The 18440-nt window shown below is 69.1% G+C and carries 19 protein-coding genes; 5 read left to right on the top strand and 14 right to left on the bottom strand.

Annotated elements, in window-relative coordinates; all coding sequences use genetic code 11:
- Positions 1-4: 4 nt before the first annotated feature.
- A complete protein-coding gene (locus CFB46_RS00955) occupies positions 5-1411 on the top strand; it encodes an MFS transporter (RefSeq protein WP_089499125.1) in 1407 nt (468 codons plus the stop codon).
- Between the two features lie 20 nt (positions 1412-1431).
- Here the strand turns inward: CFB46_RS00955 and kynA are convergent, their stop codons facing one another.
- From kynA to kynB, 3 genes are all read right to left on the bottom strand, one after another.
- Positions 1432-2364, bottom strand: coding sequence for a tryptophan 2,3-dioxygenase (gene kynA / locus CFB46_RS00950; RefSeq protein ID WP_089499124.1), 933 nt, complete (start codon positions 2362-2364; stop codon positions 1432-1434).
- A 90-nt stretch (positions 2365-2454) separates the two neighbouring features.
- Entirely contained in the window at positions 2455-3708 is a 1254-nt protein-coding gene (gene kynU / locus CFB46_RS00945; RefSeq protein ID WP_193727267.1) for a kynureninase, read from the bottom strand.
- Positions 3709-3735: 27 nt separating this feature from the next.
- Positions 3736-4377 (bottom strand): arylformamidase, encoded by a 642-nt coding sequence (gene kynB, locus CFB46_RS00940; protein ID WP_089499123.1) that lies wholly within the window; start codon positions 4375-4377, stop codon positions 3736-3738.
- 130 nt (positions 4378-4507) lie between these two features.
- On the opposite strand from kynB, the gene CFB46_RS00935 reads away from it, so the two are divergent.
- Entirely contained in the window at positions 4508-5008 is a 501-nt protein-coding gene (locus tag CFB46_RS00935; RefSeq protein ID WP_006477992.1) for an Lrp/AsnC family transcriptional regulator, read from the top strand.
- On the opposite strand, the gene CFB46_RS00930 is transcribed toward CFB46_RS00935, so the two are convergent.
- The 4 genes from CFB46_RS00930 to CFB46_RS35780 all read right to left on the bottom strand — a co-directional run bounded on the left by CFB46_RS00930 (position 4995) and on the right by CFB46_RS35780 (position 8182).
- Positions 4995-5504 (bottom strand): flavin reductase family protein, encoded by a 510-nt coding sequence (locus CFB46_RS00930; protein ID WP_089499122.1) that lies wholly within the window; start codon positions 5502-5504, stop codon positions 4995-4997. The two genes, CFB46_RS00935 and CFB46_RS00930, sit on opposite strands and share 14 nt — an antisense overlap.
- Positions 5505-5782: 278 nt before the next feature.
- Entirely contained in the window at positions 5783-6448 is a 666-nt protein-coding gene (locus CFB46_RS00925; RefSeq protein WP_089499121.1) for a hypothetical protein, read from the bottom strand.
- On the bottom strand, positions 6445-7851 hold the full coding sequence (locus CFB46_RS00920; RefSeq protein WP_089499120.1) for a selenium-binding protein SBP56-related protein: 1407 nt from the start codon (positions 7849-7851) through the stop codon (positions 6445-6447). Before CFB46_RS00920 ends, CFB46_RS00925 begins: the two co-directional genes overlap by 4 nt.
- Positions 7852-7936: 85 nt before the next feature.
- A complete protein-coding gene (locus CFB46_RS35780; protein WP_179235014.1) occupies positions 7937-8182 on the bottom strand; it encodes a hypothetical protein in 246 nt (81 codons plus the stop codon).
- 232 nt (positions 8183-8414) lie between these two features.
- Between CFB46_RS35780 and msrA the strand changes: the two genes are divergently transcribed.
- On the top strand, positions 8415-8975 hold the full coding sequence (gene msrA, locus CFB46_RS00910) for a peptide-methionine (S)-S-oxide reductase MsrA (protein WP_089499119.1): 561 nt from the start codon (positions 8415-8417) through the stop codon (positions 8973-8975).
- A 22-nt stretch (positions 8976-8997) separates the two neighbouring features.
- Here the strand turns inward: msrA and CFB46_RS00905 are convergent, their stop codons facing one another.
- The 3 genes from CFB46_RS00905 to pdxH form a co-directional block, all read right to left on the bottom strand.
- Positions 8998-10302 carry a DUF72 domain-containing protein gene (locus CFB46_RS00905; RefSeq protein ID WP_089499118.1) on the bottom strand — a complete coding sequence of 435 codons (1305 nt, stop codon included), beginning with the start codon at positions 10300-10302 and terminating at the stop codon, positions 8998-9000.
- A gap of 23 nt (positions 10303-10325) precedes the next feature.
- Positions 10326-11546, bottom strand: a complete 1221-nt coding sequence (locus CFB46_RS00900; RefSeq protein WP_027785254.1) for an SAM-dependent methyltransferase — start codon at positions 11544-11546, stop codon at positions 10326-10328.
- A 121-nt stretch (positions 11547-11667) separates the two neighbouring features.
- On the bottom strand, positions 11668-12312 hold the full coding sequence (pdxH, locus tag CFB46_RS00895) for a pyridoxamine 5'-phosphate oxidase (RefSeq protein WP_027785253.1): 645 nt from the start codon (positions 12310-12312) through the stop codon (positions 11668-11670).
- Between the two features lie 128 nt (positions 12313-12440).
- Here pdxH and tcdA point away from each other — a divergent pair, with 128 nt between their 5' ends.
- Positions 12441-13298 (top strand): tRNA cyclic N6-threonylcarbamoyladenosine(37) synthase TcdA, encoded by an 858-nt coding sequence (gene tcdA, locus CFB46_RS00890; protein WP_027785252.1) that lies wholly within the window; start codon positions 12441-12443, stop codon positions 13296-13298.
- A gap of 103 nt (positions 13299-13401) precedes the next feature.
- On the opposite strand, the gene trxA is transcribed toward tcdA, so the two are convergent.
- Together trxA and CFB46_RS00880 are read right to left on the bottom strand one after the other, a co-directional pair.
- A complete protein-coding gene (gene trxA / locus CFB46_RS00885) occupies positions 13402-14250 on the bottom strand; it encodes a thioredoxin (protein WP_089499117.1) in 849 nt (282 codons plus the stop codon).
- A 52-nt stretch (positions 14251-14302) separates the two neighbouring features.
- Complete coding sequence (locus tag CFB46_RS00880) at positions 14303-15187, bottom strand: pirin family protein (RefSeq protein WP_089499116.1); 885 nt, start codon at positions 15185-15187, stop codon at positions 14303-14305.
- Positions 15188-15445: 258 nt separating this feature from the next.
- Between CFB46_RS00880 and CFB46_RS00875 the strand changes: the two genes are divergently transcribed.
- On the top strand, positions 15446-16324 hold the full coding sequence (locus tag CFB46_RS00875; RefSeq protein WP_027785249.1) for an EamA family transporter: 879 nt from the start codon (positions 15446-15448) through the stop codon (positions 16322-16324).
- A gap of 45 nt (positions 16325-16369) precedes the next feature.
- Here the strand turns inward: CFB46_RS00875 and CFB46_RS00870 are convergent, their stop codons facing one another.
- Both CFB46_RS00870 and tsaE read right to left on the bottom strand, forming a co-directional pair.
- Positions 16370-17896: an N-acetylmuramoyl-L-alanine amidase gene (locus CFB46_RS00870; RefSeq protein ID WP_089499115.1), complete on the bottom strand. Its 1527-nt coding sequence runs from the start codon at positions 17894-17896 to the stop codon at positions 16370-16372.
- Complete coding sequence (gene tsaE, locus CFB46_RS00865) at positions 17878-18429, bottom strand: tRNA (adenosine(37)-N6)-threonylcarbamoyltransferase complex ATPase subunit type 1 TsaE (RefSeq protein ID WP_027785247.1); 552 nt, start codon at positions 18427-18429, stop codon at positions 17878-17880. Before tsaE ends, CFB46_RS00870 begins: the two co-directional genes overlap by 19 nt.
- Positions 18430-18440: the final 11 nt, after the last annotated feature.

Genomic DNA, 18440 nt, shown 5'->3' with positions numbered 1-18440 from the left:
TCGCATGAGCACGCGCGACGCACTGGATGGACGGCTGCCGCCGTCGGTCGACATCGGCACGACCCTCGACGACGGCCCGTTCACGCCGATGCAGCGCGTCGTCGTGCTGCTCGCCGCGCTCGCGATCGTGCTCGACGGCTTCGACGGCCAGCTGATCGGCTTCGCGATTCCCGTGCTGATCCGCGAGTGGGGCATCACGCGCGGCGCGTTCGCGCCGGCCGTCGCGGCGGGGCTGGTCGGGATGGGTATCGGCAGCGCGTGCGCGGGGATCGTCGCGGACCGCTTCGGCCGCCGCCAGGCCGTGATCGGCAGCGTGTTCCTGTTCGGCATCGCGACCTGCGCGATCGGCTTCGCACCCGACGTCGCGACGATCGCGATGCTGCGCTTCTGCGCGGGGCTCGGGATAGGCGGCGCGCTGCCGACGGCCACGACGATGACCGCCGAATACACGCCCGCGCGCCGCCGCACGATGATGGTGACCGCGACGATCGTCTGCGTGCCGCTCGGCGGGATGCTGGCCGGCCTGTTCGCGCACGAGGTGCTGCCGCGCTACGGCTGGCGCGGGTTGTTCTTCGCGGGCGGCGCGTTGCCGCTCGTGCTCGGCTTCGTGCTCGTGCGCGCACTGCCCGAATCGCCGCGCTATCTCGCGCGGCGCCCCCCGCGCTGGCCGGAACTCGGCGCGCTGCTCGCGCGGATGCAGCGACCGGTCGCGCCGGGCACCGTGTTCACCGATACGAAGGACGCCCGCGTGCCGGGCGGCCGCGGCGGCTTCGGCGCGCTGTTCGCGAGCGGCCACGCGCGCGACACGATCGCGCTGTGGTGCGCGTTCTTCATGTGCCTGCTCGCCGTGTACGCGGCGTTCAGCTGGCTGCCGACGATGCTCGCGGCGAGCGGGTTGAGCGTGTCGGTCGCGGGCTCGGGACTCACCGCGTACAACCTCGGCGGCGTGATCGGCGCGCTGCTGTGCGCATGGGCGATCGCGCATGCGGGATCGCGCTGGCCGCTCGCGCTGTGCAGCATCGGCGGCGCGGCGAGCGCGGTGTGGCTGATGGGCGTCGATGCGAGCCGCCATACGGGCTGGCTGATCGTCGGACTCGGCCTGCACGGGCTGTTCGTCAATGCCGTGCAGTCGACGATGTATGCGCTGTGCGCGTACATCTACCCCACGGCCGTGCGTGCGACCGGCACCGCGAGTGCGCTCGCGTTCGGCCGGCTCGGCGCGATCCTCAGCGCGTTCGCGGGCGCGATCGTGATCACGACGGGCGGCGCGGGTGCGTACCTGACGATGCTGGCCGTCGCGATGGGCGTGGTATGCGTCGCGCTGCTCGCGGTGCGGCGGCACATTCCGCGGCTCTCGCGCGCGCATGCGCCGCCGCGCGAAGGGGAGGAACTCGCTCGCACGCCGTCGTGACGGCGGCTGCGTGACGGGCGTTACAGCGTGGTGCGCACGTGCCAGAGTTCGGGGAACAGCACGACGTCGAGCATCTTGCGCAGATACGGCGCGCCGCTGGTGCCGCCGGTGCCCTGCTTGAAGCCGATGATGCGTTCCACCGTCGTCACGTGACGGAAGCGCCACTGGCGGAACGCATCCTCGAGATCGACCAGTTCCTCGGCCATCTCGTACAGCTCCCAGTGCTGCTGCGGATGACGATAGACCTCGAGCCACGCGGCCTCGACCGTTTCGTCGTGACGCGTCGGCTGCGTCCAGTCGCGATCGAGCCGCTCGGGCGCGATCGCGAACCCGCGCCGCGCGAGCAGGCGCACGACCTCGTCGTAGAACGACGGCGCCTCGAGCGTCGTGCGCACCTGTTCGAGGATGTCGGGCCGGTGCGCATGCGGCTGCAGCATCTGCGCGTTCTTGTTGCCGAGCAGGAATTCGAGCTGGCGATACTGGTACGACTGGAAGCCCGACGACTGGCCGAGATACGGCCGCATCGCCGAATACTCGGACGGCGTCATCGTCGACAGCACGTTCCACGCCTGCACCAGTTGCTCGAGGATGCGCGACACGCGCGCGAGCATCTTGAACGCGGGCGGCAGCGCGTCGGTGCGCACGGCGTCGAGCGCGCCGCGCAGCTCGAACAGCGCGAGCTTCATCCACAGCTCGCTCGTCTGATGCTGGATGATGAACAGCATCTCGTTGTGATCGGGCGACAGCGGATGCTGCGCGTCGAGGATCGAATTCAGCGACAGGTAGTCGCCGTAGCTCATCGACTTCGAGAAATCGAGCTGCGCGTCGTGCCAGCCGCCTTCAGCGGCTTCGCCCGGCACGTGCGGCGCTTCGTGCGCGGCTTGCGCCGGCTGGGCGGCGCGCGCGCCCGAGAACGGGCAGCCTGCCGGCGCGTCGCCGCCAGGGGGCTGCATATGACCAGAATTCACGACTTTCTCCAGATTTGAATGACGAACGCGCGGCGTGCGCCGCGCATGCAACCGCGGCGCGCCGCGCAAAAACGGTCAGGTCACCGCACCGCGTTCGGCGAACTCGGGCGCCTTCCACGCGTCGGTGGCGAGGATGTCGCGCAGCGTCTCGACCGCATCCCATACGTCGGCGAAGCGCGTATAGAGCGGCGTGAAGCCGAAGCGCAGCACGTACGGCTCGCGGTAGTCGCCGATCACGCCGCGCGCGATCAGCGCCTGCATCACTTCGTAGCCGTGCGGATGCTCGAAGCTCGCCTGCGAGCCGCGCTGGTGATGCGCGCGCGGCGTGACGAGCTTCAGCGACAGGCCGGCGCAGCGCGCTTCGACGAGCGCGATGAACGCGTCGGTCAGCGCGAGCGACTTGCGGCGGATCGTCTGCATGTCGGTTTGCAGGAACACGTCGAGCCCGCATTCGACCATCGACATCGACACGATCGGCTGCGTGCCGCACAGGAAGCGCGCGATGCCCGGATCGGGCGCGAAGCCCGGCTGCATCGCGAACGGCGCGCGGTGGCCCCACCAGCCCGACAGCGGCTGCGAGAAATGCGCGAGATGGCGCTGCGGCACCCACACGAACGCGGGCGAGCCGGGGCCGCCGTTCAGGTACTTGTACGTGCAGCCGACCGCGCCGTCCGCCCGTGCGCCGTTCAGGTCGACCGGCACCGCGCCGGCCGAGTGCGCGAGATCCCACAGCATCAGCGCGCCCGCGTCGTGCACGAGCTGCGTGACGGCCGGCATGTCGTGCATGTAGCCGGTGCGGTAGTTCACGTGCGTGATCATCGCGACGGCCGTGTCCGCGCCGAGCGCGCCGGGCAGGTCGGCCGGATCGTCGATCAGGCGCAGTTCGTAGTCGCCGCCGAGCTGCTCGATCAAGCCCTGCGCGATGTACAGGTCGGTCGGGAAGTTCGAGCGCTCCGACACGATCACGCGGCGCTCGGGCGCACGCTCGGCCTGGTGGCGCAGCATCGCCGACAGCAGCTTGAACAGGTTGATCGAGATGGTGTCGGTGACGACCGTCTCGCCGGGCGCGCCGCCGATCAGCGTCGCGAGTTTGTCGCCGAGGCGGCGCGGCAGCGCGAACCAGCCGGCCGTGTTCCAGCTGCGGATCAGGCCTTCGCCCCATTCGGCGCCGATCACCTGCTGCGCGCGGGCAGCCGAGGCACGCGGTTGCGCGCCGAGCGAGTTGCCGTCGAGGTAGATCACGCCGTCGGGCAGCGAGAACTGGTCGCGCAGCGGGGCCAGCGGGTCGTCGCGGTCGAGCGCGAGCGCGTCTTCACGGGTCTTGATCATCATGATGTGGGGTCGTAGGTCGGGTAATCAGGAAGCCTGCGCGGGCAGGGCGCGCAGCACCGCGCGCACGGGGCTCGCGTCGAGCGTCGCGAATTTCAGCGGCAGCGCGATCAGTTCGTAGTCGCCGGCCGGCACGTCGTCGAGCACGATCCCTTCGAGGATCGCCATCCGGTGCGCGCGCACGCGGTGATGCGCCTCCATCGTCTTCGATTCCTGCGGGTCGAGCGACGGTGTGTCGATGCCGATCAGCTTCACGCCGTGCGCGGCGAGCAGGTCGACGGTGTCGGGCGCGACCGCGCAGAAATGGCTGTCCCATTGCTCGACGCTGGCACGCTCGTACGTGCGCAGCAGCACGCGCGGCGGCACGCCGTCGAGCGCCGCGGCGACGTCGGCCGGCCGCACGACCGGCGATGCGCCGATGCAATGGATCACGCGGCACGGGCCGAGATAGGTGTCGAGCGATACCGCGCCGATCGGTGCGCCGTCGGCGTCGTAGTGCAGCGGCGCGTCGCAGTGCGCGCCCGTATGCGGCGACAGCGTCAGCCGCGCGACGTTGACCGGCGAACCGGCCTCCATCCGCCACACGCGTTCGACGGAAACCGGCGTATCGCCCGGCCACACGGGGGTGGCGGGGCTGACAGGCGGCGAGATGTCCCAGAGTATGTCCATGGCATGACGAATCGGTGAGTCGATCCTTCGAATGATAGGTGGACGCTCGCAGAAAGTGCTTGCGAAATAAACATGGACAATCCGCCGGATTGGCAGATAATTCGAATCAGAGGGAAAACGGGGACCATAAATGCACGCGATCACGCTCGATGCCACCGACTGCCGGATTCTGGCGGTATTGCAGGAGGAGGGCAGAATCAGCAATCTCGACCTGGCCGAACGCATCTCGCTTTCGCCATCCGCCTGCCTGCGCCGCATGCGCCTGCTCGAGGAGCAGGGCGTGATCGAGCACTATCGCGCGTGCCTGAGCCGCGAGAAGCTCGGCTTCGAGCTCGAGGCGTTCGTGCAGGTGTCGATGCGCAACGAAGAGAATCAATGGCACGAGCGCTTCGCGGAAGCGCTGCGCGAATGGCCGGAGGTGGTCGGCGCGTTCGTCGTGACGGGCGAGAGCCACTATCTGTTGCGCGTGCTCGCGCACAACCTCAAGCACTATTCGGATTTCGTGCTGAACCGCCTCTACAAGGCGCCCGGCGTGATGGACATCCGTTCGAACATCGTGCTGCAGACGCTGAAGGACGAAGCCGGCGCGCCGGTCGGCCTGGCGCGCACGGGGGCGATCAAAGCGGTGTGAGGCCGTGGAAGCCGCCGCCGTGGAACACGAGCGGCGGTGCCGTTTCCGATACGGCGCGCACGCCGCAGCGTTCCACTTCGCCGACGAAGATCACGTGGTCGCCTTCGTCGTAGCGGCTACGGTTGTGGCATTCGAACCACGCGAGCGCGCCGTCGAGCACGGGCATCCCCGAGTTGCCGGCCACATGCGCGATTCCTTCGAAGCGGTCGCCCTTGTAAGTCGAGAAGCGCTTGCACAGGTCCAGTTGCGACGCCGCGAGCACGTTCACCACGTAATGGCTGTTGCCGCGGAACACGGGCGTCGACGCCGATTTGTGCGCGAGGCTCCACAGCACGAGCGGCGGATCGAGCGAAACCGAATTGAACGAGCTGGCCGTGATGCCGATCAACTGGCCGGACGGCGCCTGCGTCGTGATCACCGTCACGCCCGTCGCGAACTGGCCGAGCGCCTGCCGGAAGGCGGCCGAGTCGAAATCCGGCGGATTGGCGTGGCTCATCGGGCAGCCATCCGGAACGGGACGGGCGGGCGCGACGCGACACGGGTGTGACGGGCGCGGCGGACGAAAGACGACAAGGCGGTCGAAGGGGGAGGGATGCGCATGGCCCGATTTTAGCGGAATCGGGGCCGCCGGGCCCGGTCGGGCGGTGCAGCGCGACGGCAGGGTGACGTAGCGAACACTGCGGCGCGCGGCCGGCAGCGCCGTTCTGTCGCGTTTTTCAACGGAGCGGCCGGTCACGCCGGCGCCGGGTTGCCCGGGCAGGCTCGCTACCCGTGCTATCGCGCCGCCGCCAGCCCGAGCGACAACGCACCGGTCACGATCAGGCTCGACGCCCACACGGCATCGAGATTGAACCAGCTCCGCGACACGAACTTCAGCCCGAGATAGCGGTACACGAGCCACGCGAGTCCGCCGCCGGCGGCGATCATCGCGGCCGCGTGCACGGCCGCGACGACGAGCGCCATGCCGAGATGCGCATCGACGAGCAGCGCGGCCGCGCGATGGCCGGCATCCCGGTCGAGCCCGCAAAGGCCGAGGTAGATCGGCACGAGCATCAGCCCCGCGCCGTGCGCGAGCGCGACCGCGAACGACCACAGGCCGAGCCGCGCCGGTGGAATCCGCGCGAGCGCCCGCGGATGCCGGCGCCGGATCAGCAGCACTGCGCCGAAGCCGATCACGAGTGCGCTCGCGCCGATCCGGATCGCCGACTGCCATGCGAGCAGCGCCGCAAGCAGCCCGAACGGCAGCATCACCGCGAAGACGGCGAGCGCATGACCGAGCGCGAGATAGCCGAGTGCGGCGACGAGCGCGGCGCCGCGGCGCGTCATCAGCGCGTTCGACACCGCGAGCGGCCAGCCCATCGCCGGGTTGAGCCCGTGATAGACGCCGCTCGCGAGCACCGCCGCCCACAACGCGAACGGCGCGTGAAGGCCGGCGCTCAACGCGTGACCGACGGATAGCAGAACGAGTCGGTCGAGCAGTCGCCGCCTTCGAGCCGGATCTGGTGCGCGCGATAGCCGTCGGGGAATTCGACCCAGTAGTCGTCGGCGAGCGTCAGCCCGCCGTCGGGCCCCGCGTGCGCAAGCACCTGCGCGGCCGGCACGCCGTCCGGATAGAACTGGTCGTCCCACGTCGAATAGAGCGAGTTGGTCCAGTACACGCGCCGGCCGTCGCGGCTGATCTCGACCATCTGCGGGCCGCCCGCGAACGTGCGGCCGTTCGAATGCGGCGCACGGCGCGCGATGCCGCCGATGCGTACCGACCCGGCCAGCACCGGGTTGTGCGGATCCGACACGTCGTACTGGCGCATTTCGCCGGTGCCCCAGCACGACACGTACAGGAACCGGTCGTCGAGCGACAGGTCGATGTCGGTCACGAGCGGCGGCACCGCGCCGAATCCTTGCAGCAGCGGCGGCAGCTCGTCGGCTGAGGCCGGCTCCGCCGGGATCGTCGCGGTCTTCTTCGCATGGAACTTGCCGCCTTCGCGCCACCAGGTCCAGATCGAACCTTCGAGATTGGTCGTATCGACCACGACGCCGACGAACCCGTACTCGCGCACCGGGTCGTGCGCGGGCCGCACCTCCAGCGCCATCTGGTGCTGCGCGCCGAGATCGATCGTCTGTACGTTGCGTCGCGCGCGCAGATCCCAGAAATGCAGCCGGTGCCCGTACTTGTTCGCGAGCAGATCCTCGGGGACGATCCCGTTCTCGAATTGCGGCGGCAGCGCCCATTCGCTCGACACCATGTAGTCGCGCGGCAGGTTCCACCAGAAGTCGTAATGCTTGTCCTGCGGGCCGCGATCGATCTCCCAGCGGCCGAGCACGTCGAAGGTCTCGCAATCCATGATGAAGATGCCGGGCGCGCCGTCGGTGCCGTCCTTGCCCGCGCCGCCGAGCGTGCTCACGTAGATGCCCTCGGGGCCGCAATGCACGGTGTGCGGCCGCGAATAGCCGGTCTTCGCGAAGATCTCGTCGGGCTCGATGATCTTGTGGATGCGCGCCTGCGTCGGATGCGGCTTCGTGTCGATCACGTAGATGCGCGACGAGCGCAGGCCGGGGATGATCAGGAAGCGGCGCTCGAGGAACGCATGGCCGGTGAGCGGCGACAGCGACGACGAGCACGCATTCCAGCCGAAGTGGTGAAACTCGTCGCCGGTGTTCGGCATCGTCACCGTGTGCACGATCTTGCCGTACGTCGACGAACCGGGCTTCACGTCGATCACGGCGAGCGCGTCGGGTCTGGAAAAATCGGGGCTCAGCAACAACGTATACGCGAATGCTTCGGCCGGCGCCTGCATCGCGAGCTCGGGCGAAGCGTGAAACGTCGGGTCAGGCCGCATGCTCATGGCGATGTCCTCTCGATGGTGTCGGATCGTGGACGCACGGCCGTTCGTCGCGGGCGTGCGGACTGCGGTTGCAGCGCGGCGCGCATCACGCCGGCGGAGCGATCGGCAGGCGCGGGCGCGCGTCGGCGACGCGCGCGATGCCGTGCATCAGGTCGTGAAAGCGGGAAAAGGCGAAGGGGCTGCCGCGCGGCGTCCACCGTGAAACGGGTACGCGCCATCGCGATGGTGCGATTGACGTATCGGCGACCGGGCCTGCGAGGCAGGTGATATCCGTTAAGGCGTACATATCGATGTTCCGGCAGATGATGTTGACATCGGGGCAGGCATGCATCGGACGCTGCGCGGGCGCGACGGGTTGGCCGTCGCTTGCGCGTGCCTAAGTGTAGACGAGAAATCCGCGGCGGGTCGCGCGCGGCGCCTGGCCGCGCTGCCAGGTACGCGCGCGAGTGAGATACTTGACGAAGTGCCGTTGTCCGCCTGCATCACGGGGCGCGCGACGGCGACGCGAAACGATGGCGCCGGCGCCTGCGTGCCGGCTGCCGTCATCCACGAGGGCTGATTTCATGGGGAACGAGATGCTTGAAACCGCGACGCTGGGAGGCGGGTGTTTCTGGTGCACGGAGGCCGTGTTTCTCGACGTCGACGGCGTGACGGCCGTCCAGTCGGGTTACGCGGGCGGCCATACGCGCAATCCCGGCTATCGCGACATCTGCGAGGGCGACACGGGCCACGCGGAAGTCGTCAACGTGACGTTCGATCCGGCGCGCATCGGTTATCGCGAGATCCTCGAGATTTTCTTCGCGACGCACGATCCGACCCAGTTGAACCGGCAGGGCAACGACGTCGGCACGCAGTACCGGTCGGTCGTGTTCACGCATTCGGATGCGCAGCGCGACACGGCGCTCGACGTGATCCGCGGGCTCGAGCACGAACAGGTGTTCGGACAGCCGATCGTCACGCAGGTCGTGCCGCTCGACGGCAACTACTGGCCGGCGGAGGACTATCACCAGAACTATTACGCGCGGAACCCGGGGCAGGGCTATTGCTCGGTCGTGATCGGGCCGAAGCTCGCGAAATTCCGGCAGAAGTTCTCGCACCGGCTGAAGTCGCTGCGCGGCGCGTGAGCGTCGGCGGCGGCGACCGGCGTCACGCCGCCTCGTTGCGCCACTGCGCGCACGCGGCGGCGATTTCGCGTGCGAGCGCGATGCACGACAGCGGCGCGGAGCCTTCCGCCTTGTTGTTGATCGTGATGATCACCGGCTGCCCGGCCAGCGCGTAGCGCGCGGCCAGTTCGGCGAGCGCCGAGCGCGTGGCCGGATCCTCGTCGACGAGCTTGTCGAACGGCTCGTATTTCGCCTTCGCCTGTTCGTACTTGAAGCCGCCGTGCAGGCTCCAGCGCACGATCAGCGGGCCCGGCGCGTCGCCGTCGAGCAGCGCGAGCGCGGCGGCCTGGCGCAGCGGGTCGGGCATCCGCGCGTGCAGGCCGACGCAGTAGCGCACGCCGAGCGCGGCCAGCGCGCGGATGAAGCGCGGCGTGAGGAGGCTCGCGTCGCGGATCTCGATCGCGTAGCGTGTGCCGTCGGCGTCGGCGTCGGGCGGCAGCGGCGGCAGCGCCGCGAAGAACGCGGCGAGCCGGTCGATCAGCGCGGCCGGTTCCGCGAGCAGTTGATCGGGCAGCGGCGAGAACTGGAACACGAGCACGCCGGCTTTCCGGCCGAGCCCGTCGAGACACGGCTGCACGAATTCGCGGGTCGCGAGCGACGCATCGAGGAAGGTCGGGTTCGGTCCGGACGGCTCGCCGCGCCGGCCGCGGATCACCGCGTCGGTCACCGCGGCCGGCGCCTTCACGACGAAGCGGAAATCGTCGGGTACCTGCTGCGCGTAGCGCAGGTAATCGGCCACCGACAGCGGGCCGTAGAACGACCGGTCGAGGCTGACGCTCCTGAGCAGCGGATGGGCGCCATACGCTTCGAGCCCTTCGCGCGACAGCTTCGTCTGCGCGAAATCGCCGTCGTAGACGATGCCGTTCCAGCCGGGGAAATACCACGACGACGTGCCGAGCCGCACGTTCGGCGGCAGGCCGGCCGCGGCGTCGGCCACGTCCGCCGGGATCGGCGCGGGCAGCACGCCGCGCTTGCGGCGGCCTTTCTTCGGCGCGGCGGCCGGCGGGGACGGTTCGTCCCACAACAGGCCGGACGACGGTGCGGGTGCGTCGTCGTCGGTGGGGCGGGAAGTCGTACGGGCGGGCGGCGCCGGTTGCGCGTCGTCCTGCGCGTGCGGCATCACGTGCTCGTCGGGGCTGGCGGGGCGGCCGCCGTCCGCGTGCGACGCGCGTGCGGCGTCCGTCGGCACGCCGAACAGGTCGAATTGTCCGTCGGCGTGCGACTCGTTGGCGTCGTCGTGATGTTGTCGTTCGGGCGGCGCCGTGCGCCGCGTCCTGCCGTCACCCATGCATGCCCAGCGTGAGGCGCCGCCTAGCGCGGCAGCGCGTGTTCGTACATGTAGCGCCGCGACCACGGCAGCGTTTTCGCACTGCGTCCGGCCTTGCGGCACACGATCTGGAAGATCGACACGTCGTCGTGCTCGAACGCATACGCGCAGCCGGCAAGATACACGCGCCAGATCCGGAATTTCTCGTCGTCGACGAGCTTTCTCGCTTCTTCGGCTTTCGCTTCGAAGTTTTCCGTCCAGATATCGAGCGTGCGCGCATAGTGCCGGCGCAGGCTTTCGACGTCAACCGCCTCGAGTCCGCCGCGCTGCGCCGCTTCGAGCGCGAGGCTGATGTGCGGCAGCTCGCCGTCCGGGAATACGTAGCGATCGATGAATTCGCCGCCGCCGAGCGCCGTTTCGCCGCTTTCCGCGTCGGTCGACGTGATCCCGTGGTTCATCGCGATGCCGTCGTCGGCGAGCAGGTCATGCACGCGCGAGAAGTAGAGCGGCAGGTTCTTGCGGCCGACGTGCTCGAACATCCCGACGCTCGTGATGCGGTCGAACTGGCCGTCGATCTCGCGGTAATCCTGCAGACGAATCTCGATCTTGTCCTCGAGCCCCGCGGCCTTCACGCGCGCGGTCGCGAGGTCGAACTGGTTCTGCGACAGCGTCACGCCGAGACACGTCGCGCCGAATTTCTGCGCGGCGCGCAGCACGAGCGCGCCCCAGCCGCAGCCGATGTCGAGCAGGCGCTGGCCGGGCTCGAGCCGGATCTTCGTCAGGATGTGGTCGATCTTCTTGATCTGCGCGGTGGCGAGATCCTCGTCGCCGTTCTCGAAGTACGCGCACGAGTACACCATGTTCTCGTCGAGCCACAACCGATAGAACTCGTTCGAGACGTCATAGTGGTACTGGATCGCCTTCCTGTCGGTGTTCTTCGTGTGATTGAAGTAGCGCTTCACGCGTGCGAGCTTGCTCGCGCTCGTCACGGTGCTGCGCGCGAGCGAGTAGCCGATGTTGATGATGTCCGACAGCTTGCCCTCGATGTCGATCTTGCCCTTCACGTACGCCTCGCCGAGATTGTCGAGGCTCGGCTCGAGCAGCAGCGGCAACGCCGACGCGCTGTTCACCTTGAGCGTGACCTGCGGCGCGCTGAAGGTGCCGAAATCGAGTTGATCGCCGTTCCATAGCACGAGGCGCGCCGGTATGTTCGCTTTCGCCCGTACTTCGTCCGCCCACTGTGCCAGCTTCTTTTCCCAGAACATTTGGATTCTCCGTTTGTTCGTTGAATCGAATACAGCCAAGTATCTTGACCGGCGCCCGCCGCTTGCGAGGCGGGCGCCCGGATGCAACACGAAACACGACCGGCGTGCGCCGGCGCCGCGCTTACGGCGACAGGCGCGAGATCGTCCAGCCTGGCGACGCCGCGGCGTCGCGCGTATAGAGCAGGCGGTCGTGCAGCCGCGACGGGCGCCCCTGCCAGAACTCGATCGAGTCGGGCACGAGGCGGTAGCCGCCCCAGTGCGGCGGGCGCGGCGGGTTGTCGCCGTAGCGTTCGCTGACGGCCCGTTCGCGCGCTTCGAGCGTCGCGCGGCTGTCGATCACGGCGCTTTGCTCCGACGCCCATGCGCCGATGCGCGAGCCGAGCGGGCGCGACGCGAAATAGCGGTCGCTTTCTTCCGCGCTGGTTTTCTCGATCCGGCCTTCGATGCGCACCTGGCGCTCGAGCTCGATCCAGTAGAACAGTAGCGCGGCTTGCGGATGCACGGCGAGATCGTGCCCCTTGCGGCTTTCGTAATTGGTGAAGAAGACGAACCCGCGTTCGTCGACGCCCTTGATGAGCACGATCCGGGCCGACGGCCGGCCGTCGGCGCCGACGGTCGCGAGCGTCATCGTGTTCGGCTCGGGCAGCTTGGCGGCGAGCGCCTCCTTGAACCAGCGATCGAACTGGGCGAACGGGTCGGGGGCGGCATCGGCTTCGTCGAGCGAAGCACGCGAATAGTTGATGCGGAGATCGGCGAGAGTCGTCATGTTATGCAAACGCTTCAATCTGGGGCCAGTATAGCGAACGCGCGAGAATCGTGCGTGCACAGTGGCGCGTGCGAGCGGGGAGTTCAGGCAGAATAGAGGGCTGCTCGACTTACGTTTTCCTTGCTGCCATGTCCTCCGCCGACGCTGCCCCGCCCAGTTCTTCTGATCTTACCCCGACCCCGGAAATCCAGCTTGACGTGGATCGCGCGCGGCGTTTCGGCGGCGTCGCGCGCCTGTATGGCGCGCCGGCGGCCGCCGCGTTCGAGCGGGCGCACGTCGCGGTGATCGGGATCGGCGGCGTCGGGTCGTGGGCGGCCGAGGCGCTCGCGCGCAACGCGGTCGGCACGCTCACGCTGATCGATCTCGACAACGTCGCGGAAAGCAATACGAACCGGCAGGTCCATGCGCTCGACGGCAATTACGGCAAGCCGAAGGTCGACGCGATGGCCGAGCGGATCGCGCTGATCGATCCCGCGTGCCGCGTGAACCGGATCGAGGATTTCGTCGAGCCCGACAACTTCGACGCGCTGCTCGGCGGCGGCTTCGACTACGTGATCGATGCGATCGACAGCGTGCGCACGAAGGTCGCGCTGATCGCATGGTGCGTCGCGAAACGGCAGCCGTTGATCGTCGTCGGCGGCGCGGGCGGGCAGCTCGACCCGACGCGCATCCGCATCGACGACCTCGCGCTGACGATCCAGGATCCGCTGCTGTCGAAAGTGCGCGCGCAATTGCGCAAGCAGCACGGTTTTCCGCGCGGGCCGAAGGCGCGCTTCAAGGTCAGCGCCGTGTATTCGGACGAGCCGCTGATCTATCCGGAAGCGGCGGCCTGCGACATCGAGGACGGCGCCGAGCCGTCAGCGGCCGCGCACGTCGCGGGGCTCAACTGCGCGGGCTTCGGTTCGAGCGTGTGCGTGACCGCGAGCTTCGGTTTCGCGGCTGCCGCGCATGCGCTGCGGGCGATCGCGGCACAGGCGGCCGGCTGAGCCCGCGGCGCGCGGACAGGGAAGGGTGATGGCGCGGCACGGGTAACGTGCCGCGCGCGATACGGCGATGCGGCCGGGCCATCGCGGCCCGGCCGCTCGCGCATCAGTTGAGCGCCATGCTCAGCCTGCGTCGCCACGCGGCGACGAGGTCGGGGCGATCGCCGGCCAGTTCGAACACCGAGATCATCGTGCGGCGGCCGAGGTCGTCGCCGTAGGCGCGATCGCGCGTCACGATTTCCAGCAACTGTTCCAGCGCGCCTTCGTATGCACGCCGCGCGATCAGGCTCTGCGCGAGGTCGAAGCGCGCGTCGAGATCGGCCGGGTTCGCCGCGATGCGCGCTTCGAGCGCGTCGGTCGGCGGCAGGTCGGCCGTGGCTTCGAGCGCGTCGAAACGGGTCTTGATCGCCTGGTAGCGGGGGTCGCCGTTCTGCACGGTTTGCGGCGACAGGCGTTCGGTCTCGGCGCGCGCGGCGTCGACCTCGTTGCGCGCGAGCAGCAGCTCGATCAGGTCGAGGCGCGCGTCGTCGTAGCCGGGGTTCAGCGCGAGCGCCGCTTCGAGGTGCGCGAGCGCCTCGTCGAAGCGCTGTTCGGCCATCGCATACTGCGCGGCGCGGCGCTCGGCTTCCTCGGCCGCCGGCAGCAGCCGGTCGAGGAACGCGCGCAACTGGCCTTCGGGCAGCACGCCGACGAACTGGTCGACCGGGCGCCCGTCGGCGAACGCGATCACGTGCGGAATGCTGCGCGTCTGGAAGTGCGCGGCGAGTTCCTGGTTCTCGTCGACGTTGACCTTCACGAGCTTCCAGCGGCCTGCATAGTCGGCCTCGAGCTTTTCCAGCAGCGGGCCGAGCGTCTTGCAGGGGCCGCACCACGGCGCCCAGAAGTCGACCAGCACGGGCGTGTCCAGCGACGCCTCGATGACGTCTTTCTCGAATGTGGCAAGCGTGGTGTCCATGTCGTTCTCTTCCGTTCGAATATCGTCAGGATGGGGGCGGCGCGCCGCTTTTTCAACGCGGCTTCGATTCGGGCAGCGGAATCCACTCGGTTTCGCCCGGCACCTTGCCCATCTCCTGGCGCGTCCAGGCCGCTTTCGCACGCTCGATGGCCTCGCGGCTGCTCGCGACGAAATTCCATTCGATGAAGCGTTCGCCGTCGATCTTGTCGCCGCCGAGCAGCATCGCGCGCGCGCCGCCGCCGCCGCTCGTCAGCGTGACCGTCGCGCCCGGCGCGAGCACGGCCATCTGCTCGGCCGGCACCGGCGTGCCGTCGATCGCGAGTTCGCCGTCGACCACGTAGACCGCGCGCTCCTCGTGCGACGCATCGAGTTCGAGCCGGCCGCCGGCCGCGAATTCGGCCGCGACGTACAGCGTGCGCGAGAACGTCGTCACGGGCGAGCGCAGCCCGAACGCGTCGCCGGCGATCACCGTCAGCGCCACGCCGTCTTCGTCGCGCCTGGGCAGCGTATCGGCCGCGTGGTGCTCGAACGACGGCTCGGTCGACTCGTGCGCTTGCGGCAGCGCGACCCAGGTCTGGATCCCGTGCACGGTATGGCCGCTGGCGCGCTGCACGTCCGGCGTGCGCTCCGAGTGGACGATCCCGCAGCCGGCCGTCATCCAGTTCACGTCGCCCGGCACGATTTCCTGCCGCGAGCCGAGGCTGTCGCGGTGCAGGATCGCGCCGTCGAACAGGTAGGTGACCGTCGCGAGCCCGATGTGCGGATGCGGGCGCACGTCGAGCCCCGTGCCGGCCGGCAGCGCCGCGGGCCCCATGTGATCGAAGAAGATGAACGGGCCGACGAGGCGTGCGGCGAGCGCGGGCAGCGTGCGGCGCACCTGCAGGTTGCCGATGTCGCGTACGTGCGGCTTCAGCAGGGCTTTGATCGAGTCGGTCATGGCGGGTCTCGTGGGAACGGCTGGATTGCCGGTCATTGTACTGGCGGCGCGGCGGCGCGCGTGACGGGGCACGCGAAACGCGCGCCGCCCGATGCGGCCGCGGCAGGCACGCGTCGTGCGGCATCCGGCGCGTTGCGCAAGCCGCTGCGCGCGCCGCGGATTCCATGCGCGCCGCACGGGTATCGGGCCGGGCGGCGAAACCCGGTAGACTGGCCGGCTTCACAACGACGATTCGACAATCGAAGGGAGACGCCGATGATGGCCCCGAAGGACTTGCTGCTCGCGCTGGTCGTGATCCTGGCGTGGGGCGTGAACTTCGTCGTGATCAAGGTCGGCCTGCACGGCATGCCGCCGATGCTGCTCGGCGCGCTGCGCTTCACGCTCGCGGCCGTGCCCGCGGTATTTTTCGTGCGCCGGCCGCAGATTTCGTGGCGGCTGCTGGTGCTGTACGGCGCGACGATCCAGCTCGGGCAGTTCGTGTTCCTGTTCACCGGCATGTACGTCGGCATGCCGGCCGGCCTCGCATCGCTCGTGCTGCAGTCGCAGGCGTTCTTCACGCTGGTGTTCGCGATGCTGTTCCTCGGCGAGCGGCTGCGCGCGCAGAACCTGATCGGCCTCGCGATCGCCGCGGGCGGGCTCGTCGTGATCGCCGCGCAGGGCGGCCGCGCGATGACGCTCGCGGGCTTCCTGCTGACGATCTGCGCGGCCGCGATGTGGGCCGTCGGCAATATCGTCACGAAGAAGGTCGGGAAGGCGAACCTCGTGTCGCTCGTCGTGTGGGCCAGCCTCGTGCCGCCCGTGCCGTTCTTCCTGCTGTCGCTGTGGTTCGAAGGGCCGCGGCGGATCGCGACCGCGCTCGCCGGGCTGAACGCCGCGTCGATCTTCGCGGTCGTCTATCTCGCGTTCGTCGCGACGCTGCTCGGTTACGGGCTGTGGAGCCGCCTGCTGTCGCGCTACCCGGCCGCGCAGGTCGCGCAGTTCTCGCTGCTGGTGCCGATCGTCGGGCTCGCGTCGTCGGCGCTGCTGCTCGACGAGCATCTGACGCACACGCAGCTGATCGGCGCCGCGCTCGTGATGGGCGGGCTCGCGGTGAACGTGTTCGGCGGGAAACTGCTGAGCCGCTTCGCGGCGTCGTGACGCGCCGGCACGCGCTGCGTGCCGGCGGCAGGGTACGGGTGGCGCTCAGGCCATCCGGTTCTTCGCGAGCGGCGGATTCGCGGCGAAATAACGCTTGATGCCGCGGAAGATCGCGTCGGCCATCTCGTCGCGATAGCTGTCGTCGTTGAGCCGGCGCTCTTCGTCCGGGTTGCTGATGAACGCGGTCTCGACGAGGATCGACGGAATGTCGGGCGCCTTCAGCACCGCGAACCCGGCCTGCTCGACCGAGCCCTTGTGCAGCTTGTTGATCCCGCCCACTTCCTTCAGCACGTAGTTGCCGTAGCGCAGCGAGTCGCGGATCTGCGCGGTCGTCGACATGTCGAACAGCGCGCGGTTCACCGCCGCGTCCGCCGTCTTGATGTTGATGCCGCCGATCAGGTCCGACGAATTCTCCTTGTTCGCCATCCAGCGCGCCGCGGCGCTCGTCGCGCCGTGGTCGGACAGCGCGAACACCGACGAGCCGCGCGCGGACGGCGTCGTGAACGCGTCCGCGTGGATCGACACGAAGAGATCCGCGCCGACGCGGCGCGCTTTCTGCACGCGCACGTTCAGCGGCACGAAGAAATCGGCGTCGCGCGTCATCATCGCGCGCATGTTCGGTGCGGCGTCGATCTTCGCGCGCAGCTTCTTCGCGATGTCGAGCGCGATGTGCTTCTCGTACGTGCCGCCGCCGCCGATCGCACCCGGATCCTCGCCGCCGTGGCCCGGGTCGATCGCGACCGTCAGCAGCCGCACGGTGCCGCCCTTGCCGGATTTCGGCGCGGTGAACTTGTAGGTGTCGCCGTCGTCGTCGTTGTCGTCGCGGCGCGCGATGACGGGCGGCGGCTTGACGGCCGGCTTAGCGGGCGTCGACGGCGTGCCGGCGGCCGGCGGCGCATGCGGCGCGGCGGGCGTGTTCTGCGCGAAACGCTGGAAGAAAGCGTCGCTGTTGTCGCCCGCGGCGGGCGGCGGCGTGCCCGGGCCGGCCAGCCCGCCCGGCGGCTGCACCTGCTGCGCGCGCGCGGTGTCGTTGAGCGCCTGTTCCTTGCGTTCCGTCTGCGCGATCAGGTCGGACAGCGGGTCGGGCGCGACGGCCGGATACAGGTCGAACACGAGCCGGTACTTGTACGTGCCGACGGGCGGCAGCGTGAACACCTGCGGCTTCACCGAGCCTTTCAGGTCGAACACCATCCGCACGACGTGCGGCTGATACTGGCCGACGCGCACCGACTGGATCTGCGGATCGTTCGGCGTGATCTTCGACACGAGGTCGCGCAGCGCCTGGTCGAGGTCGAGGCCGCTCAGGTCGACGACGAGACGGTCGGGACCCTGCAGCAGCTGTTGGCTATTCTGCAGCGGCTGGTCGGATTCGATCGTGACGCGCGTGTAATCGCGCGCGGGCCACACGCGCACGCCGAGCACCGACGACGCGTGCGCGAGCCGCGGCGCGACGAGGCCGAGCACCAGCGTCGACGCCCCCGCGCGCAGGATTTGACGGCGCCGCCAGTTGTGCGTCGCGGTGGCCGCCGATTCGATCGAGCGGAACGGTTTGATCAACATCTTTCGAGACATGCCTTTCCTGAAGCGCTGTACGCCCGGACGGTGAGGGCGCGGCCGTCGCCGTCCACGTCGAGCGAGAAAACCAGATCGGGCACGCCGAGCAGGGCGCCCGCCTGTTGCGGCCATTCGACGAGGCAGATCGCGCTGGAATTGAAATATTCGCGAAAGCCTGCGTCGGACCATTCGGCCGGATCGTTGAATCGATACAGATCGAAGTGATAGACCTCGAGTTCCCCATCGCTGCGTTCGAGCGCGTACGGCTCGACGAGCGTATAGGTCGGGCTGCGCACGCGCCCCGGGTGGCCGAGGCCGCGCAGGATCGCGCGCACGAGCGTCGTCTTGCCCGCGCCGAGATCGCCGATCAGCTGGATCTGCAGCCCGTCGAACGCGTGTGCTCGGACGAGCTCGGTGCGCGCCGCGTCGAGCGCGTGCGCGAAGCGCGTGCCGAAGGCCTCGGTTGCCGCTTCGTCGGCGAGCGCGATCACGCGCTCCGCGAGCGGGGCGGGCAACGTGGCGTGAGGCGGTTGGCTGGACGTGGCTGGCATTCTCGTAAAAT

Source organism: Burkholderia sp. HI2761 (genome assembly GCF_002223355.1).
Taxonomy (GTDB): Bacteria; Pseudomonadota; Gammaproteobacteria; order Burkholderiales; family Burkholderiaceae; genus Burkholderia.
This window is presented reverse-complemented; position numbering and strand designations above follow the sequence as displayed.

Bases quoted from the DNA above. Each gene is read 5' to 3' on its own strand.
- CFB46_RS00955 (WP_089499125.1), top strand. From the start codon at position 5: ATGAGCACGCGCGACGCACTGGATGGACGGCTGCCGCCGTCGGTCGAC.
- kynA (WP_089499124.1), bottom strand. From the start codon at position 2,364: ATGCAGCCCCCTGGCGGCGACGCGCCGGCAGGCTGCCCGTTCTCGGGC.
- kynU (WP_193727267.1), bottom strand. From the start codon at position 3,708: ATGATCAAGACCCGTGAAGACGCGCTCGCGCTCGACCGCGACGACCCG.
- kynB (WP_089499123.1), bottom strand. From the start codon at position 4,377: ATGGACATACTCTGGGACATCTCGCCGCCTGTCAGCCCCGCCACCCCC.
- CFB46_RS00935 (WP_006477992.1), top strand. From the start codon at position 4,508: ATGCACGCGATCACGCTCGATGCCACCGACTGCCGGATTCTGGCGGTA.
- CFB46_RS00930 (WP_089499122.1), bottom strand. From the start codon at position 5,504: ATGAGCCACGCCAATCCGCCGGATTTCGACTCGGCCGCCTTCCGGCAG.
- CFB46_RS00920 (WP_089499120.1), bottom strand. From the start codon at position 7,851: ATGAGCATGCGGCCTGACCCGACGTTTCACGCTTCGCCCGAGCTCGCG.
- CFB46_RS35780 (WP_179235014.1), bottom strand. From the start codon at position 8,182: ATGCATGCCTGCCCCGATGTCAACATCATCTGCCGGAACATCGATATG.
- msrA (WP_089499119.1), top strand. From the start codon at position 8,415: ATGGGGAACGAGATGCTTGAAACCGCGACGCTGGGAGGCGGGTGTTTC.
- CFB46_RS00905 (WP_089499118.1), bottom strand. From the start codon at position 10,302: ATGGGTGACGGCAGGACGCGGCGCACGGCGCCGCCCGAACGACAACAT.
- CFB46_RS00900 (WP_027785254.1), bottom strand. From the start codon at position 11,546: ATGTTCTGGGAAAAGAAGCTGGCACAGTGGGCGGACGAAGTACGGGCG.
- pdxH (WP_027785253.1), bottom strand. From the start codon at position 12,312: ATGACGACTCTCGCCGATCTCCGCATCAACTATTCGCGTGCTTCGCTC.
- tcdA (WP_027785252.1), top strand. From the start codon at position 12,441: ATGTCCTCCGCCGACGCTGCCCCGCCCAGTTCTTCTGATCTTACCCCG.
- trxA (WP_089499117.1), bottom strand. From the start codon at position 14,250: ATGGACACCACGCTTGCCACATTCGAGAAAGACGTCATCGAGGCGTCG.
- CFB46_RS00880 (WP_089499116.1), bottom strand. From the start codon at position 15,187: ATGACCGACTCGATCAAAGCCCTGCTGAAGCCGCACGTACGCGACATC.
- CFB46_RS00875 (WP_027785249.1), top strand. From the start codon at position 15,446: ATGGCCCCGAAGGACTTGCTGCTCGCGCTGGTCGTGATCCTGGCGTGG.
- CFB46_RS00870 (WP_089499115.1), bottom strand. From the start codon at position 17,896: ATGTCTCGAAAGATGTTGATCAAACCGTTCCGCTCGATCGAATCGGCG.
- tsaE (WP_027785247.1), bottom strand. From the start codon at position 18,429: ATGCCAGCCACGTCCAGCCAACCGCCTCACGCCACGTTGCCCGCCCCG.